The organism is Paenibacillus aquistagni (assembly GCF_900177815.1).
Taxonomy (GTDB): Bacteria; Bacillota; Bacilli; order Paenibacillales; family Paenibacillaceae; genus Paenibacillus_B; species Paenibacillus_B aquistagni.
Map to the genome: position 1 here is coordinate 1545254 of NZ_FXAZ01000001.1, position 16283 is coordinate 1561536.

Annotated in this window: 15 protein-coding genes; 8 read left to right on the plus strand and 7 right to left on the minus strand. The window is 48.0% G+C overall.

The features are described 5' to 3' along the window. Positions 1–9 precede the first annotated feature (9 nt). Positions 10–840 (minus strand): carbon-nitrogen family hydrolase, encoded by an 831-nt coding sequence (locus tag B9Y93_RS07210; protein ID WP_085493619.1) that lies wholly within the window; start codon positions 838–840, stop codon positions 10–12. 121 nt (positions 841–961) lie between these two features. On the opposite strand from B9Y93_RS07210, the gene B9Y93_RS07215 reads away from it, so the two are divergent. The 8 genes from B9Y93_RS07215 to mtnB all read left to right on the plus strand — a co-directional run bounded on the left by B9Y93_RS07215 (position 962) and on the right by mtnB (position 9246). Further along, on the plus strand, positions 962–1435 hold the full coding sequence (locus B9Y93_RS07215) for a hypothetical protein (protein WP_085493620.1): 474 nt from the start codon (positions 962–964) through the stop codon (positions 1433–1435). Between the two features lie 111 nt (positions 1436–1546). After that, positions 1547–2740, plus strand: a complete 1194-nt coding sequence (locus B9Y93_RS07220) for a pyridoxal phosphate-dependent aminotransferase (RefSeq protein ID WP_085493621.1) — start codon at positions 1547–1549, stop codon at positions 2738–2740. 638 nt (positions 2741–3378) lie between these two features. Beyond that, positions 3379–4488, plus strand: coding sequence for a glutamate 5-kinase (gene proB / locus B9Y93_RS07225; protein ID WP_085493622.1), 1110 nt, complete (start codon positions 3379–3381; stop codon positions 4486–4488). Then, entirely contained in the window at positions 4460–5830 is a 1371-nt protein-coding gene (locus tag B9Y93_RS07230) for a glutamate-5-semialdehyde dehydrogenase (protein WP_085493623.1), read from the plus strand. Before proB ends, B9Y93_RS07230 begins: the two co-directional genes overlap by 29 nt. Positions 5831–5874: 44 nt before the next feature. After that, on the plus strand, positions 5875–6714 hold the full coding sequence (gene proC, locus B9Y93_RS07235) for a pyrroline-5-carboxylate reductase (RefSeq protein WP_085493624.1): 840 nt from the start codon (positions 5875–5877) through the stop codon (positions 6712–6714). After that, positions 6715–7929 (plus strand): 2,3-diketo-5-methylthiopentyl-1-phosphate enolase, encoded by a 1215-nt coding sequence (locus B9Y93_RS07240; protein ID WP_085493625.1) that lies wholly within the window; start codon positions 6715–6717, stop codon positions 7927–7929. After that, positions 7929–8606, plus strand: coding sequence for a 2-hydroxy-3-keto-5-methylthiopentenyl-1-phosphate phosphatase (locus tag B9Y93_RS07245; RefSeq protein ID WP_085493626.1), 678 nt, complete (start codon positions 7929–7931; stop codon positions 8604–8606). Before B9Y93_RS07240 ends, B9Y93_RS07245 begins: the two co-directional genes overlap by 1 nt. Beyond that, on the plus strand, positions 8557–9246 hold the full coding sequence (gene mtnB, locus B9Y93_RS07250; protein ID WP_425320333.1) for a methylthioribulose 1-phosphate dehydratase: 690 nt from the start codon (positions 8557–8559) through the stop codon (positions 9244–9246). The genes B9Y93_RS07245 and mtnB overlap by 50 nt, the downstream gene beginning before the upstream one ends. Before the next feature lie 328 nt (positions 9247–9574). Here mtnB and B9Y93_RS07255 read toward each other — a convergent pair whose 3' ends face one another. From B9Y93_RS07255 to B9Y93_RS07280, 6 genes are all read right to left on the minus strand, one after another. Next, a complete protein-coding gene (locus tag B9Y93_RS07255; RefSeq protein ID WP_085493628.1) occupies positions 9575–10261 on the minus strand; it encodes a DnaD domain-containing protein in 687 nt (228 codons plus the stop codon). A gap of 220 nt (positions 10262–10481) precedes the next feature. Next, a complete protein-coding gene (gene asnS / locus B9Y93_RS07260) occupies positions 10482–11777 on the minus strand; it encodes an asparagine--tRNA ligase (protein ID WP_085493629.1) in 1296 nt (431 codons plus the stop codon). 24 nt (positions 11778–11801) lie between these two features. Continuing rightward, positions 11802–13007: an acetate kinase gene (locus B9Y93_RS07265; protein ID WP_085493630.1), complete on the minus strand. Its 1206-nt coding sequence runs from the start codon at positions 13005–13007 to the stop codon at positions 11802–11804. Continuing rightward, entirely contained in the window at positions 13004–13876 is an 873-nt protein-coding gene (locus B9Y93_RS07270; protein WP_085493631.1) for a 3-hydroxyacyl-CoA dehydrogenase family protein, read from the minus strand. Before B9Y93_RS07270 ends, B9Y93_RS07265 begins: the two co-directional genes overlap by 4 nt. 145 nt (positions 13877–14021) lie before the next feature. After that, entirely contained in the window at positions 14022–15545 is a 1524-nt protein-coding gene (locus B9Y93_RS07275) for an AAA family ATPase (RefSeq protein ID WP_085493632.1), read from the minus strand. Next, entirely contained in the window at positions 15517–16077 is a 561-nt protein-coding gene (locus tag B9Y93_RS07280; protein WP_139829144.1) for a hypothetical protein, read from the minus strand. Before B9Y93_RS07280 ends, B9Y93_RS07275 begins: the two co-directional genes overlap by 29 nt. Positions 16078–16283: the final 206 nt, after the last annotated feature.

The following is a 16283-nucleotide window of genomic DNA, read 5'->3' on the forward strand; positions in this document are numbered from 1 at the left end:
TGATTCAGCTTATTCTTGTACACCCAACTGATAGATATGCGGCTTGCGGTCTTTAAAGACAGGAATTCGAGAACGCACTTCGGGTATTGATTCAAGCTTTAACGTCCCTTTCAAAATCAGTGCTTCCTCCCCGGCAGAAGCGATCACTTCTCCCCAAGGATCAAGAATCATTGAATGTCCGAAGAAGGTTGTTTCCTCTCCGTTATCCCCTATACTGCTTCCCGTTCGATTGCAGGCCACTACCGCCATTTGATTCTCAATTGCTCTTGCAGCGAGCAGCGTCTTCCAATGATATAGCCTTGGATTTGGCCATTGGGCAGGTACAAAGAGCACTTCTGCCCCGCTTAGCGCCAAGGTCCGAGACAGCTCCGGAAATCTAAGATCATAACAAATGATGCTTCCGCACGGTATGCCATCTAATTCAAAGCGATGAAGCATGTCTCCTTCTGTCAAATATAGATGCTCATCCATTAATTTGAATAGATGGATCTTAGCATACTCGCTAACCCGTTCTCCTTGACGATTGTAAACATACGTGACATTTTGTACTTGGCCCTCTTGTTTGACGGCTACTGATCCGCCCACAATATTTACCCGATAGTGCTTGGACAATCGATGGAGCAGTTCCTTTGTGCGGATACCCTGTTCATCAGCCAGCTGCTGAATTCGATTCAAAGCATACCCCGCATTCCACATTTCAGGCAGTACAATCACATCTGGAGCATCATGCCCCTGCATGGCAAGCTTGATATTCTGTTCAACCTGCCGATAGTTTTTATCTGGATCGCCAATAGCTACATCCATTTGAATAACATTGATCTTCCAATCCGATACCTTCATGTATGCCCATCCTTCCAATGTGTCACTTTCTACCATCATATCGGTTCATGGAAATCCGTCAAGGTGGGCAAAGTATGAAAATCAGTACGCTGACACCCATTGTTCGAAAGGAGAATTCTATATGCAGAAGGCAAGATTACGAATTCAGGTTCTGTTGTTTCTATTATGTATGATGTTCACCTGCACATCTCCAATAGCTCAAGCTGCTCCAGAACAGCCGCTTAACGTCCCTCCTGTTCAAATGTTCGACATGAAACAGGAGCGTATCATTAAAAGTGTGCCAAACCAAGAGAAATATCAGCAATATGCTGAGCAATGGCTAAAGTCCATTACCAAGGTGGCCCCGCAAGTATCAATTGGTACGAAGTGTGGATATATAGTGAGAGTCCCGCTTGCCAAGCCATTTACTGTAAACTTGCCGAACCTGCAGGTAGAAACCAATACGGTATTTCTTATTTATTGCCCTGAAAAAGAACCAATGCTGCTTGTCTTCGGTCCTGATCGAAAGCCTTACCTTATGGAATTCAAGGCTGATGTCAAGCCTTTCATAGAAGAGATGCTGACACCAAGCCACCCTGGAGCGAATCGACAATAGCACTCCTCATAGCCTAATGGAAAAAAAGGTATACACTCCAGTCAAAACATGCTAAATTAAGCGTTAATAATTGGTAACCACGCATGATATAGAAGATGGAGTGAACGAAAGATGCCTTATGTCAATGAAGCAGCCATACCTATTACTCCGGCAGATCGTATGAGCGATCTGCCTACTCAATTTTTTGCGAAGCTTGTGCAGAAATGCAACGCCCGAATCGCTGAAGGCCATGATGTCATTAACTTAGGACAAGGCAACCCAGACCTGCCTACCCCTTCACATATCGTAACTTCCATGCAGCAAGCTACTGCCAACCCGCAGTATCACAAATATTCTCCTTTTACTGGCTATCGTTTTTTAAAAGAAGCCATTGCCAAACGTTATTTGGAGGATTATCAGGTGGAGCTCGACCCCGACACAGAGGTCGCGATCTTGTTCGGAGGAAAGACAGGGCTTGTGGAGCTCAGCCAGATCCTTCTTAATCCAGGGGATATCTGTCTCGTCCCTGACCCCGGTTATCCCGATTATTGGTCAGGCGTTGCCTTAGCAGGCGCAAAGTTGGTCATGATGCCGCTTGTAGAAGCTCATCAGTACCTTCCTCAATATGATGCGATCGCAGCTCAGGATCTGCAACAAGCGAAGTTGATGTTTCTTAATTATCCGAACAACCCAACTGCAGCCACTGCTGATGCCGCCTTCTATGAGCAAACCGTTCAGTTTGCGAAGGAGCACCATATTGTTGTAGCCAGCGACTTTGCCTACGGCGCCATCGGCTTCGATGGCAAGCGTCCTGTCAGCTTCTTGCAAACACCTGGCGCCAAAGAAGTAGGCGTCGAATTCTATACCCTGTCAAAGACGTACAATATGGCTGGCTGGCGCGTAGCTTTTGCACTAGGCAACAAAGAGATTATTCGCAACATTAACCTCATGCAGGACCATATGTATGTTAGTCTCTTTGGAGCCATTCAAGAAGCCGCAGCTGAAGCGCTGACCGGACCCCAGGATTGCGTCCATTCCTTGTGTGAGACGTATGAAAAACGTCGCAATGCGTTGTTTGCCGCGCTAGAACAAATCGGCTGGCAAGCGAAGCTCCCAGCAGGCTCTTTCTTTGCATGGCTTCCTGTACCTGAACCTTATTCCTCTGAAACATTTGCTGATCTACTGCTTGAAAAGGCAAATGTCGTTGTTGCGCCTGGCATTGGCTTTGGCACCCACGGCGAAGGTTATGTTAGGGTAGGATTATTGGCAGAGGAAGATCGGTTAGTTGAAGCGGTTGAACGCATCGGAGCGCTGAATTTATTCTGATCTCCTTAAATGTGCGATTTGCTTTCTTTACTTTTGCTCGAATAGCGTGCTACACTGGTATCAAGTTTAAGTACGCCGAATAATCTAATCATATATAACGTGATGAGAGGGCCAGTATGCGCGGTCCATTCCTGATGGAGTGGATGTGATGCTCAGAGAACAGCTGCCATTGGCTGCAAGCAGCTGTCGTTCACACCGGCAGAACCCTACCCTTGAACGGTCATAGCTGACTTCACCGCATTATTGCGGAATGAATGGTCGGTTATGGAACGGCTGCCCCGTTATCGGCATGAAGTGGGAAGCGATCTACTCCTGTATGGAAGTATAACCATCAAACTAGTAGATATCGCTTCAATGAAGGTGGTACCGCGGAAGCAACAGACTTTCGTCCTTTTATGGACGAAGGTCTTTTTTTATTGTGATGGAAGTGCTCTGTGCAATCTCAGCAGATCTCGTTTAAGTGTTACGATGCCTGATGCCTGTGGGAACGCAGGAGTCTTCAGCCGCATCCGCCATAATATCTCACTTTACAACATTACAACGTTATTGACTTAAAGAGATGCTCCCACCTCTGAATTGGATGGAACGGTGCGAGCGGCAGTTTATTCGGCAATGATCAAAAGGGTGGATGAGAAATCATGAACGAACAACGTATTGTCGTAAAAATCGGAAGCAGTTCCCTCACCTCCGAGCATGGCGGCCTAAACCGTGAACAGGTCCGTTTCTTTGCAGAAGAGCTAAGAACGCTTCGTCAAGCGGGGTATCAAATTGTACTGGTCACCTCCGGTGCCGTAGCCGCTGGCTTTCGTCAAATGGGCTACGAGCAGCGGCCGAAGCTGCTTCATGAGAAGCAAGCTGCCGCTGCCGTTGGTCAAGCGCTGCTCATGCAGGCTTATCAAGAATATCTGCTGCCTTACGGCATATCTGCTGCTCAGATTCTGCTGACAAGGCAAGACTTTGCAAGTCGCAAGCGCGGGCACAATGCGTATATGACGATTGAAGAGCTGTTGAAGCTTGGCGTTATCCCGATCGTTAACGAGAACGATACGGTATCTATAGACGAACTGAAGTTTGGCGACAATGATACCTTGTCTGCGCTTGTTGCAAACCTCGTTCATGCTTCACAGCTCATTATCGTGACAGACATGGACGGATTATATACCGAGGACCCGAGAAAGAATCCACATGCCACACGCTTCGACGTAATTGAACAGATTACCGATGAAATATACAGTTACGCAGGCGGTGCTGGCTCTGCTGTCGGTACTGGCGGCATGCGCTCTAAGCTGGATGCTGCACGCATTGCCATGCGTGGAGGCGTTAAAGCCTTTGTTGGGCGAATCGCTGAGCCGCATGATCTAATGAAGACGGTACAGGGAGACGGAAGGGGCACCTATTTTGAGACTCACCAACACGGCCTTCCCGTTAAAAAACAATGGCTTGGCTTTCATTCGACGCCACTTGGGCGCGTCGTCGTAGATGAAGGTGCCGAGCAGGCTTTGCTTGATAGAGGCTCTAGTTTGCTCCCGGCAGGCGTGAAATCCATCCATGGAGAATTCCATCCAGGCGATGTGGTGGAAGTCACGAACCTAAGAGGAGAAGTGCTGGGCAGAGGAATCGTCAATTATGATCATGAGCAATTGAGCCAGGTGGCAGGACTGTCTACACCAGACGTCCTGAAGCGCTGCGAGGTCAGCCGAATTGAAGTTATTCACCGCGATGAATGGGTTACGCTGCGCTCCTTATAACGGTAACAAGACCCATGTCCTACCCCAATCAGAAGTTGCTGCTGTAGCGTCAAAATCACCCCATCAAATGATAGTCACGAGGAGGCATATAAAAATGAGTGAAGTATTGCAAAAAGCCAAGCTTGCAAAGGCAGCTTCCATCCAGATGAATCGTGTCAGCACCGCAGATAAGAACGAAGCGCTGCTTCGAATGGCGGACCACCTGATTACGAGTCAGCTATCCATTATCCAAGCCAATCAACTTGATCTCGACAATGGCCGCAAAAATGGAACGAGTTCTTCTCTGCTTGATCGTCTCGCATTAAATGAAAAGCGAGTGGCAGAGATTGCGGAAGGCCTTCGTCAAATTGCACAGCTGACCGACCCTGTAGGCACCCTGCTGCAAACCATTGATCGTCCAAATGGCATTCGTATTGAGCAGCTTCGAGTACCACTCGGCGTTATCGGCATGATCTATGAAGCTCGTCCAAATGTCACAGTAGATGCCGCGGGCCTGTGCTTAAAAACCGGGAATGCCGTTGTTCTGCGCGGCGGTTCAGCCGCTCTCCATACGAATAAGCGAATCGTGGAAGTGCTGCATGAAGCGTTAGAATCTTCCGCGCTCCCTAAGGATGCTGTGCAATTGATCGAAGATGCTGATCGCAAATCCGTTGATGAGATGCTTAAATTGAATGGCTGGCTTGACGTCGTTATTCCAAGAGGAGGCGCCTCTCTCATTCAAAATGTTGTTCAAAATGCGACCGTGCCTGTGATCGAGACAGGGGCAGGCATCTGCCACACCTATATTGATCAAGGAGCCAACCCTGAGATGGCCACAGCGATTGCATTGAATGCCAAGGTCCAACGCCCATCCGTATGCAATGCTATGGAGACGCTCCTCATTCACCAAGACTATGATCAAGCCGCTGTTACAGAGCTGTTGAAGGCCTTTCATGACGCACAAGTGGAGCTGCGCGGCTGCGAACGCACGCTCCAGCTAGCGCCATACGCCAAGCAGGCGACTGAACAGGATTATGCAACCGAATATAATGATTACATCCTTAATATTAGATTTGTGTCCAATCTAGACGAAGCGCTTGCTCATATCTCGCGCTACGGAACCAAGCATTCGGAATGTATTGTGACGGAACGCTCAAGTGAAGCCGAACGCTTCCTGCAGGAAGTGGATGCAGCGGCAGTCTACCATAATGCCTCCACCCGCTTCACAGACGGATTTGAATTTGGATTTGGGGCTGAGATTGGCATAAGCACACAGAAACTTCATGCTAGGGGTCCGATGGGACTTGTCCCATTGACTTCTACGAAATACCGAGTAACAGGCCAAGGTCAAATCAGAAGCTAACTGTGTCCATTATTTATGTTCAGAACTGGGGAGGAAACCATACGATGAGTGCACACCTAACCTATTGCTTTTACGGCGCAGGGTCTGCTGCTGAAGCGGTCGTCAAAGGAATGCTAGATAAAAAAATAGCTCTGCCAGAGCACATTCAGATGATCAACCGCAGCAACCAGGAGCGCCTTCAAGAACTTAAGGATCGTTATAACGTACATGCATCCAATGAACCAGAGCTTACCCATGAATGGCTTCGTACTGCCGATGTAATTATACTCGCGATGAAGCCCAAGGATGCCGTTCAAGCGCTGCAAGCACTCCGCCCAGCACTTGAGTCACAGACTATGCTGGTCTCGCTCATAGCAGGACTCAGCATTGCTACCATACAGCGCATTGTCGGCCCCTCATCTGTTGTTCGCACCATGCCGAATACCTCTAGCACTATTGGCCTCGGTGCAACGGGAGTATGTTACTCCCGCGAGGTAAGCGAAGAACAGTATGCTATTGCCAGGTCGATGCTTGGAGCGATCGGAATTGTCACGGAAGTAGACGAAAAGGATATGGATGCGATAACAGGGGTATCCGGAAGTGGCCCTGCTTATGTATACTATATAATGGAAGCCTTAATCGAAGCAGCCGTGAGCGAGGGCTTAACGGCAGAACAAGCGGAATCACTCGTGATTCAAACGGTACGAGGAGCAGCTGAGATGGTGCGGATTACGGGCGAGAGCCCTGCAGTTCTCCGTCGAAAGGTTACATCTCCTGGGGGGACCACCGAAGCGGCCTTGAAGGTGCTACAAGAATGCCACGTAAACGAAGCGATGAAAGCAGCAGTTGCTCACGCTCGCGCCCGTGCTGCTGAGATGGGAGAACAAATTGGGAGTGAGCTATAGATGAATGAATATTGTGTGGCCACGTATCGGCTCTTTGATGATGCGGCGTCATTCGATAAGAAAGCGGAAGGCATTGCCCTTGGTCTGACTATCGGCAGCTGGACCGATCTTCCTGAAGCGAAAAAGGCATCAATGGAGAAGCATCTTGGACGTGTGCTGTCCGTCGATGTGCATGAGTCCGATGAGCCCGGCAAGCGCTATGCAGACATTGCGATTGGCTATCCTGACGTGAACTTTAGTCATGATATCGCCGCCCTGCTGGTTACGGTATTCGGCAAGCTGTCCATGGATGGCAGAATCAAGCTGATTGACCTAAGCTGGTCTACATCGTTCCAGCACGCCTTCCAAGGACCGAAGTTCGGCATTGAAGGTGTTCGCAGCCTGCTATCTGTTCATGATCGGCCGCTGCTGATGAGCATCTTCAAGTCCGTAATTGGACATGACCTCGACGGTCTTCGTGAACAATTTTATCAGCAGGCTCTCGGCGGTGTTGATCTCATTAAGGATGATGAGATTCTATTCGAGAATCCATTGACGCCGATTCAAGATCGGGTTCGTACTTGCATGGAAGCAGCCAAGCAGGCACAGGAGATGACCGGCAAGTCTTTGCTGTATGCCACAAATCTTACAGGACCTGTGTTCAAGCTGCGCGAGCAAGCGCTCTGGGCCATTGATGCTGGAGCGAATGCCCTGCTGTTCAACGTGCTGGGCTACGGCTACGATGCGCTCCATGAGCTGAGCGCAGATCCTGAGATTGCGGTGCCGATTCTGGCACATCCGGCTTTGGCAGGAGCCATGTATCCAAGCATCGATCAAGGCATATCCGCCAAGGTGCTGCTTGGGAAGCTGATGCGCCTTGCAGGTGCTGATCTTGTGTTGTTCCCGTCTCCATACGGATCGGTAACCATGCCTAAAGAAGACAACCAAGGCATCAAAGCAGCCTGTATCGACGATACGCTGCCGATGAAATCAAGCTTCCCTGTTCCATCAGCGGGCATTCATCCAGCATTGGTACCCGTGATTGTTGAGGACTTTGGACTTGATGTCGTCGTAAATGCAGGTGGAGGTGTTCACGGCCATCCTATGGGAACGGCGAGCGGCGGCAAAGCATTCGTTCAGGCGATCGATGCGGTTATGCAGCAGGTTCCATTGGAGGAGGCCGCCAAACAGCATCCAGAGCTTCAAGTTGCATTAGAACGTTGGGGGAAGAAATAATGACAGCGAAGAAACGCAAAGTTGTATTTTGTGATTTTGATGGAACGATAACGAACAATGACAATATCGTAGCCTTGTTCAAGCATTTTCAACCTAAGGGCTGGGACCAGATCGTGCTCGATATTGTATCAGAAAAAAAGTCTGTTAGACAGGGTGTCGGCGAGCTCTTTCACCTGCTACCCTCCTCTATGCGAGAAGAGGTCGTGGAACGTGCCATTCAACAAGCAATCATCCGCCCTGGCTTCAAGGAATTCCTTGCTTATTGCAAAGATAACGACATTGAATTCTATGTAACAAGCGGCGGCATTGATTTTTTTGTATACCCGCTACTTCGCAATTTTAATATTCCGCAGGATCATATTTTTTGCAATGGCAGTGACTTTACGGGAGAGCATATTACCATTACATGGCCTCATGCATGCAAGGAGCCTTGCGAGAATGACTGCGGCATGTGCAAGACGACGATCGTTCGTCAATTCTCTGCAGAACAATATGAACGAATTGTGATTGGAGACAGTGTAACGGACTTCGCAGCCGCCAAGCTCGTTGATTTTATCTACGCGAGAGCACAGCTGATTGAGAAATGCGAGCAATTGAAGCTGCCTTATGCTCCATTTGAGACATTCCATGATATTATTCAGCACTTTAGTGAGCAGGAGGCGGTTGGCCGTGAGTAATATAACGCTTGAAATGAAACAAGAAGCCTATCAAACGCTTCGCGTAATCAAAGAGACCTTTGCTGCCCGTCATTGGTTCCCAGGAACAAGCGGCAACCTCTCCGTTCGCGTTGGCGATATTCTTGATGGTCAATTCCAATTTGCTATTACTGCGAGTGGAAAGGATAAATCCGTACATACGCCAGAAGATTATTTACTCGTCGATGAAGCTGGTGTGCCTACAGAGCAGACAGGTCTGAAGCCGAGCGCAGAGACGCTTATTCATTGTGAGATTTATAAGCAAACCGGCTGCGGGGCTATTTTCCACGTGCATACGGTGTTCAACAGCCTTGTATCGGAACGTTATGGCGACCTTGGAACCGTTCCAATTCAAGGAGTCGAGCTCATCAAGGCCTTTAACATATGGGAAGAAAATGCTCGAATTGAAGTGCCGATTGTGCCTAACTTCGCCCATATTCCAAGCATTGTTCCCCATGTGAGCGAGAAGCTGAATCCAACCATACCTGGCATTCTCCTTCGCAATCACGGCATCTATGCTTGGGGAGCCAACAGCTTTGAGGCCAAGCGCCATCTGGAGGCATTCGAATTCTTGTTCGAGTACGTATATCGGATGGAACTGTTAAAGGCAACAAGCTTGTAAGCAGCGATCAAATTACGACATGATAGCCAGTAAGTCTGTGACTTCGTGCGTTTATGTTAGTGACAACCGCAATCATGTCATATTACGAGCGAACGGCAGAGCACAACCAAGAAATAATCATCAGCAATTAAGTAATAAAGCAATAATACGATAGCTTCTCTAACAGGCAGCTATCACATACATCATAGTACCCATATAAAAACCGCTGATTCAGCTGCCATCCTGCTGGTCGATGAGCTTATATGCTCAAGGAGACCTTCATGCTTGGCTTTTGCATTCAGCGGTTTTATTGTTCAAGCTATGAACCCTGGATTCTGAGATTATTCCCTTATGAGCGATTGCCGCGAAATTTTTGCGTATACGCTCTCGCTTCCTCCGTAGTAGTGATCTTGTTGCGGCTCCATTCAAGCAGAATACGGTCTATGTACCGAAAATGGATCTTGCCTGCAAATACCGCCTCTTTAAGTGCGAGTAAAATCAGAGCTTGAGAATAGCGATCATCATCGATCCATCCGCCTATCGTCTCGTACTCCATCGGAGATAGCGGCCTGCCAAATTCCTTCTCAAAGATTTCAAACAAGTTAAGCTCTGGCTGCCCGCCTCTATGCAAATCTTGCGAAGCCTTTTGCTGTTCATGCTGCACTCGAATATCTTCCGATAGAAGCTGGCCTAATCGTTCCCATAAGCCTGTCCAATTGTAGTGTTCATACTGCACATGTGTCGCTTCATCGACATGCTCATCGATGCTTAGAAAGCCATCCTTAATGAGCCGCTGCAAAGCTGCTGTAACCATATTCGACGGCATCGCCATTCGCTGCTGAAGTTCATCCAACGATGGGAAATCTTTTTCTTCAACCTGCTTATATCCGATCAGCTGAATGATCAGCATCGTCTCTGATTCGGTAAGTCCTAAGCGCTTATAATGCTTTAACAAAACATATGGCAAGGTAAGCTGTCCTGCCTGAAGCATATGAGAGATCCCTTTTGCATAAGCACGATACGCTTCTTCTCTCATTGGACACCCCTCCTTATCCGTTCTAATCCGGCTCAATTATACAGCCTGCCCCTATTGTCTCATGGGGCCTCACAATATACAAGACATCCCGAACCACAACTGTGATCCGGGATGTCTATCTTAAGTATAGGCAGCTTAACGATGGGAATCCAAGCTGGATTCTTAGCAGATAAGCTGATTCATATTACTTCATCCGTACTGCACAAGCATTGATATCCGATTAAGGATACAAGCGATACAGCATGCGAGGGAACGGAATTGTCTCACGAACATGGTCTACGCCGCAAATCCATGCCACGGTACGCTCAAGACCAAGACCGAAGCCCGAATGAGGCACTGTTCCGTAACGGCGAAGATCCATATACCATTTGTACGTCTCTGAAGATAAGTTATGCTCCTTGAAGCGCTCTTCCATAAGCTCAGGATCATCAATACGCTGCGAACCACCGATGATCTCTCCATAGCCTTCAGGCGCAATCATATCTGCGCACAGTACGACTTCTGGGCGATTTGGATCCGGCTTCATATAAAATGCCTTAATACCAGCAGGGTAATTGGTAATGAAGACAGGTGTTTCGTAGCTTTCCGCTATCGCCGTTTCATGCGGAGCACCAAAGTCTTCACCCCACTCGATCTCATGACCATTGTCCTTCAAGAACTTAATGGCATCATCATAAGAGATGCGAGGGAATGGAGCTTTGATCTTCTCAAGCTTCGTAATATCGCGCTCCAGCGTTTCAAGCTCGGCACGGCAGTTCTTCACCACTGACTGCACGATATGGCTTACGAATTGCTCTTGAATGCGAAGGCTCTCTTCATGATCCACAAAGGCCATCTCCGGCTCAATCATCCAGAACTCGATCAAGTGACGGCGAGTCTTGGATTTCTCTGCACGGAATGTTGGGCCAAAGGAGTAAACCTTGCCCAGCGCCATAGCTGCTGCTTCCATGTAGAGCTGGCCACTTTGAGTCAAGAATGCATCTTCATCAAAGTACTTCGTATGGAACAAGTTTGTTGTCCCCTCTGCGGAAGTCGGCGTCAGAATTGGCGGATCCACAAGCGTAAACCCGTTCTCATCGAAGAAGTTCTGAACCGCACGAATAATCTCGCCGCGAACGGTAAGAATCGCGCGCTGCTTCGGCGCACGGAGCCACAAGTGGCGGTTATCCATCAAGAAATCAACGCCATGCTCCTTCGGCGTGATCGGATAATCATGCGTGATCTGAATGATCTCGACATTCGTTACCGTCATTTCAAAGCCAGACTTTGAACGCGGCTCTTCGCGGATGATTCCGGTAACATACATCGAGCTCTCTTGCGTTAAGCTCTTTGCATTGTCCCAGATCTCTTCCGACACTTCACTTTTCACAACGACGCCCTGGATGTATCCAGTACCGTCACGAAGCTGCAAGAATTGAATCTTGCCGCTAGAACGCTTGTTGTGCAGCCAGCAGCCAATGCGGACTTCTTCGCCCACATGGCGATTGACATCGCGTATGACACAAGTTGTCGCCATCGATACGTTCTCTCCCTTTAACGATTATTTAGCTTCTGTTACGAGGCGATACGTGTCGCGTGCAATCATAAGCTCTTCGTTAGTCGGCACGACCAACACTTCCACTTTAGAATTCGGCGTGGAAATACGGCGTGGCTCTTTTGAACGAATCTTGTTCAGCTCCGGATCAATTTCAACACCCAAGAATGTCAGCTTCTCACATGTATGTTGTCGGATAACGGCAGAGTTCTCACCTACACCAGCCGTGAACACGATCGCATCGACGCCATCCATAGCCGCAACGTAAGAACCAATGTATTTGCGAAGACGGTACACGTACATTTCAAATGCAAGTGTTGCATTTGGCTCGCCTTGCTCCATACCTTCTGTAATCTCGCGCATATCACTGGATGAACCGGAAATCGCCAACAAACCGCTGTGCTTATTCAGCATGGAATTGACTTCATTGACCGTCAAGTCTTCCTTCATCATAACAAAAGGCACAATCGCAGGATCCAAATCACCACTGCGCGTACCCATCATCAAGCCTTCAAGCGGAGTCATACCCATAGAAGTATCGACAGATTTGCCGCCTTCAACAGCCGTCAAGCTTGCACCGTTACCAATGTGGCAGGTAACAATCTTAAGATCTTCAACAGGGCGGCCAATTGTCTCTGCTGTCACTTTACTTACGTAATCATGCGATGTTCCGTGGAAACCGTAACGACGCACCTTGTGCTTCTTGTAAAGCACCTTAGGAATCGCATACATGTACGCTTTCTCAGGCATTGTGGAATGGAATGCCGTGTCAAACACCACAACTTGCGGAATGTTAGGCATATTTGCCTCAACAGCGCGAATCCCCATCATATGTGCAGGATTATGAAGCGGAGCCAAGTCAAACAGACTTGTAATCCCAGCTTTTACTTTTGCATCAACGATTACAGACTCCTTAAACAAGTCGCCGCCCTGTACGACACGGTGTCCTACAGCATCAATCTCCTCGATGGATTTGATAACGCCAACTTCAGGGTCAGTAAGCTTATCAAGAACTTTACGAACAGCCGTCGTATGTTCGAGAATTTCACTTACTTCAGTCACTTCATCTGTATGATGCGGCTCATGAACGAGAATAGACGAATCCATTCCAATACGCTCAACACGACCTGCTGCAAGAGCCGTTTCGGTTGTCATGTCATAGATCTGATATTTAAGCGAGGAGCTGCCTGCGTTAATTACGAGAACTTTCATATTCTATCCCCATCCTTGTTATACTTGAAGAATCCTTCTCCAGTCTTCATTCCAAGTTGATTCGCACGGACCATCTTCTTCAGTACGACGGAAGGACGATACTTAATGTCTCCAAATTCGCGGAACATACGCTCCATAGCTGCGAGTACCGAATCCAAACCGAAACGGTCAGCCATTTCAAGCGGGCCGTACTGGAAATTATATCCGATTCTCATTGCGTTGTCGATGTCTTCTGCAGTTGCAACACCCTCTTGGAGGACGTGGAGTGCTTCATTGATCAACACGCAAATAATCCGTGAAGTGACGAAGCCTGGCGACTCATATACCATGACGCCTTTCTTCTGAACAACCTCTTCAACAAAGCGTTTTGTTTCATTAAACGTTTCGTCAGAAGTTTTTAACCCACGGATAATTTCTACCAGCTCAACATTGGCAACTGGGTAAATAAAATGCATGCCGATGACGCGATCAGGATATTTTGTGTTGCTTGCAAGTTCTGTCAGCGAAAGTGTTGACGTGTTGCTCGCCAAGATCACATTGCTCGGGCATACATTGTCAAGTTCTGCAAATACTGCTTTTTTAGCTTCTAAATCCTCAGAGATTGTCTCGATAACCATATCGCAAGCACTAATCTCTGCAAGATGTGTCACTTTGTGAATGCGGGACAAGATAAGCTTCTTCTCTGCTTGGGTAATTGCCCATTTTTCAAGCTGCTTGTCCAGACTTGTTTCAATCATTTCATAGGCATGATCAAGCTTCTCTGTCGTTTGCTCCACCAACAGCACGTCCAGGCCTTTGACTGCCAGCATCTCTGCAATGCCTTGGCCCATTGTACCGCCGCCGATGACGCCGATTTTTTTGAAAAACATGGTCTCTTCCACCTTTCAATGTTGCTAACACTGTTCTAATATTGTGTCCGACAACTCCTCAACAATATTAAACAAATTAATGCATAGGTAACTCACTTTATATTACCATGTTTCCTTCCCTCATAATGAAAAAACCAGCCATTTTTCAGGCTGGTAATTGTTTACTGTCACATAATAGACAACGGAACTGCTCTCCAGAGAGCGTCTCATCTTGAATCAGGATATCAAGCGAGCTTGTAAAGGTGGAACGGTGAGCTTCTAGCAGCTCTCTTGTACGGGTAATGAGCTGATCCAGTATCTCATTCATCTCTTTGGACAAAGCCTCCAATGAGACATGCTTGATCTTGACGATGCCAAGGTTCGTTAGACCCGAATTGACCATTGTTTCAACAATTTGCAGAGCTTGATCGAAATCTCCTTGTGAGCCTGTACTGCGATGTCCGTAGAACATCTCTTCAGCAACTGCGCCTCCGAGTGAGATCATAATCTGCTCTTCCAAATAAGGAAGAGTGTATAAATAACGATCATGCTGCGGCTGGTGTCGTACATAGCCAAGCGCTTGTCCCCGCGGACTAAGGGATACCTGAGACACAGATTGAGGACGAAGGGACTCCGCTACGATGGCGTGGCCAAGTTCGTGCAGCGCAACGCGCTTGCGCTCTTCTTCATTGGTCTCGCGGTCTGTCTTCTCACCCATCATCACCTTGTCGATGGCATAAGACAAATGTCTGGCTTCAATCCATTCTCGCTGTTCTCGCATCGCATAGATTGCGGCTTCATTCAGCACGCTTTCAAGCTGTGCGCCAGAGAAATTAAATGTCTCCTCTGCAACCTTGTCCATATCCACATCCTCAGCCAACGGCTTATTCGCAGCATGCAGCTCCAAGATTTGCTTTCTGCCCTTCTTATCCGGCATGTCCACTTGAATATGCCGATCAAATCGCCCAGGTCGCAGCAAAGCCGGATCAAGCATCTCCTTGCGGTTTGTTGCTGCCATAATTAGAATTCGAGGCGACTCCTGCTCATACAAGCCGTCCATCTCCGTAAGAAGCTGGTTGAGCGTCTGGTCATATTCTCGCTGCTGTCCGCCCTCGCGCTTGCCTCCAATCGCATCAATCTCGTCTATAAAGATGATGGCATTCGACTTCTTCTGCTTCTGAGCAGATTGCCGAGCCTCTTTGAATAAGGATCGAATGCGGCCTGCGCCCACACCGACATACATCTCAACAAATTCACTGCCTGATACGCCGATAAATACGGCATCGGAGTAATTGGCTGCTGCCTTGGCCATCAGGGTCTTGCCTGTGCCTGGAGGTCCAGTCAGCAATATCCCCTTTATTGGACGTATGCCAAACTTGGCGATTTGCTCAGGCTTAATCAGAAAGTCAAGGGCTTCAATCAACTCATTCTTCGCACGATCTTGACCCCCAATTCCCTCGAACGAATACTTGCTTGAATGATCAGCCGAACGAGATGCTGCCGCTCCGCTGCGAAACAACTCTTTGCCATTGGCACCGCCACGGAATTTGACGGCCACAGCCAATAATCCAATTGCAGCGCCTGCGATTACAATTGGCCATATGTTAAGTCCGATATAAGCCAAAAACAACAACAAGATAACAGCAAAACCAGCCGCCATCTCAGGCCATCTCAGATTGTGGTTCTTCATTCGGCCACACCCCTATTCGGCTTCCATGAAGCGGAAGCACAATGGATTTGAATCCTGCCTTATCTGTTAAGCTGATATAAATATTTCGTTCATCCATAGCAGTATCCACCTTCACGGTTGGATCTTGTTTCATTAAATCTTGTAAGCGTGCCGGGATATCGCCATACCGCTGGTGGCTCATTGCCTCAGCTACTGAGAATAGCGCTGTTGACCAGAACTGCTCCAAATGCTCATTAGTAGCTTGATTCATAATGTTCACTTGAATATCGCGCGATTTCGCTTCTTTTCCTGCAAGCTTGTATACCTGCTCCATAATCGCAGCCAGCTTGCTCGGTGACTCAAGCGTCAATTGAACCTTCAATTCACTTGGGCTCCAAGCGACTTCAGCATGCTCTACATGCTCTATATTTGACAGTGCGGTGGCAAGCGGCTTCTCCATCCATTGAGCACGAAAGAATGTATAACCTCCAAACAGCACACCAGCACTTATAACCATAGTCAGTAAAAGTGGTACTACACGAATCCTCTTCAATCCATATCCCCCCTAATCACTATTTCGCTGACGGCGAGTATATAGGAAAGTATATCATATGAATCTATCAAACTGTGTATGCAATGGCTGGAAGAGCATTCAACTGCCTGCAATGTAGTTTCCCTCTTGCAGCAAACTCCTCCCTTCGCTGGAAGAATGACTTCACTTCTATCATTCCAACAAAAAAAAGCGCCAGACTCTTTGCT